Origin of the sequence: Shewanella intestini, from assembly GCF_018221465.1 — a bacterium.
Taxonomy (GTDB): Bacteria; Pseudomonadota; Gammaproteobacteria; order Enterobacterales; family Shewanellaceae; genus Shewanella; species Shewanella intestini.
Window position 1 is genome coordinate 1 of the sequence record NZ_JAAIKR010000033.1, and the last position, 1,950, is coordinate 1,950.

General features: G+C 38.3%; 2 protein-coding genes. One reads left to right on the forward strand and one right to left on the reverse strand.

From position 1 onward, the window contains the following. Window positions 1–121: 121 nt before the first annotated feature. Window positions 122–922: an SDR family NAD(P)-dependent oxidoreductase gene (locus G3R48_RS16910; protein WP_153666367.1), complete on the reverse strand. Its 801-nt coding sequence runs from the start codon at window positions 920–922 to the stop codon at window positions 122–124. Window positions 923–1,010: 88 nt separating this feature from the next. Here G3R48_RS16910 and G3R48_RS16915 point away from each other — a divergent pair, with 88 nt between their 5' ends. Next, complete coding sequence (locus G3R48_RS16915; protein ID WP_153666368.1) at window positions 1,011–1,625, forward strand: TetR/AcrR family transcriptional regulator; 615 nt, start codon at window positions 1,011–1,013, stop codon at window positions 1,623–1,625. The last annotated feature ends 325 nt before the right edge of the window (window positions 1,626–1,950 follow it).

Below are 1,950 nucleotides of genomic sequence, written 5' to 3' on the forward strand. Positions count from 1 at the left end.
GTAGAGCTGCTGTCAGATCCACTGTTGTTGTCGGATTACTATTGCTTGACAAAGGGGAGTCCATGTAGCCCTATTAAGCGGTTTATCCGCTGTAATGCTTTGTTATGTGACTTTTACTAACCTATATTTTATTCTTATCAATGGCATTTCGTACCATTTTCTCACTTATAATTGCTGCAAGCTTGACTGGACTAAGTTTCATCATGGTCGCCATCAACCAATTGCGTGTTCCAGGAACTGTCAGAAGACGCTTCCCCAAACCTTCTATTGCCAACGATGCTACTTTTGCGGGATCCATTGCTATCATTGGTGTTTTGTTCCAGTCCATACCATTGTCAGAAACCATCGGAGTGGCCGTTAGCCCCGGTGATAACACGGTTACATCAACACCTTTTGATCTAAATTCGCCATAAAGTGAAGCACCCAAATTAAGCACGTAAGCTTTAGTACCAGCGTAATTCGCAAAATAGGGATTAGGCATTTGGCCTGATAAACTAGCAATAAGTAGAATTCCACCTCGTTTCTGATCAACCATGTCACGGCTGAAGTGATGGACAAGTACAAACGTTGAAGTGACATTAAGTTGTATTACTTTCAGCTCTGCTTCATACGGTGTTTTCTCGAAAGCCCCATTAACTTCTAGGCCTGCAGCAGGCACTAATAAACTAATTTTCAACTTGGTTGCCTTTACCTTAGCAACTCCTTCATCAGTTGCTAAATCCGCCGCAATAATTGCTGTCTCAACTCCGTGTTTTTTGGATAATTTCTCAGCGTGAGACTTCAGTTCATCTTCCTTGCGCGACACTAATAAAATGTTTAGTCCTTTTTTTGCGAGCTGATCGGCAATGTGTAAACCAATACCAGAAGTTGCTCCTGTTACTAGTGCCCAATCACCATATTTTTGTTTGAAGTTTACTGTCATGTTATTTTACCTAAGCATAAATTATATTGTACCATTTAGTACAATTGAGTTTAATGTACCATGTGGTACAATATAATGCAAATATATAATGGGCATGAAAATCATGGGGAAAAAACGTCAATTCGATGAGGAGCAAGTACTTGCCATAATCTCTGAGTACTTCTGGGAACATGGCTATTCTGCTACAAAGGTTGACCGGTTAGCATCAATTACAGGGTTAACTAAAACAAGCCTTTACAATGCTTTTGGCAATAAAGAAGCTTTGTTTATAAAATCTCTTGATTTTTATCTAGTAAAGGAATTTAGAGATATCATCCAACAACTAGACACCGACAAATACATGTCTGAGAACTTAGAACTGCTCTTTAATAAATTCTTCATGGACATTAATGCCAAGAAGTTAAGTTATGGCTGCTTAGTAATTAACAGCATATTAGAATTAGCATCGAATGAGCCAAATCTATACATAGAAACAACGAAACGATATCGGGTTGTGCGTGATACGATTTACGGTTTTTTTGGAACCTATGTTAAACAAAATCGCCTAACTTCAGATATGAACACCGACGAGTTTACTGATTTATTCTCAATTTTTTTTCAAGGCCTACGAGTGCAAGCAAGGGTTGTGCAATCAGAAGAGGTCTTACAGAGATCCATAAAAAACTTTCTTACTCTGATAAGGTCTATAGAAAAAGTAAACTAATTAGCGGTAATAGTGAATTTAAGCTGTAACCATCCCTTATATCGATCATATTTTGAGAGAGTTTTCCTCATTTAACCGATCATACAATTTGGGCGGTAAATCATTCAGTTGTACTAGCTCAGACTTGATCTGACAGTTACCCGTTTTTGAAAGGATCTGTCAGCTTAGATTTGAGCTAAGTTTTTATCTGCCCAAACTTGTTTCCCATCGAGTTGTCAATAACATGGCCACCCATTCCAACTAGTCAAATATCAAACACTGAACTAGGCTTTATTTACCCTTATTAAACGGTATTTGAAGATGGCTAGACCAAGACAAACCCTCG

Bases quoted from the DNA above. Each gene is read 5' to 3' on its own strand.
- G3R48_RS16915 (WP_153666368.1), top strand. From the start codon at position 1,011: ATGGGCATGAAAATCATGGGGAAAAAACGTCAATTCGATGAGGAGCAA.
- G3R48_RS16910 (WP_153666367.1), bottom strand. From the start codon at position 922: ATGACAGTAAACTTCAAACAAAAATATGGTGATTGGGCACTAGTAACA.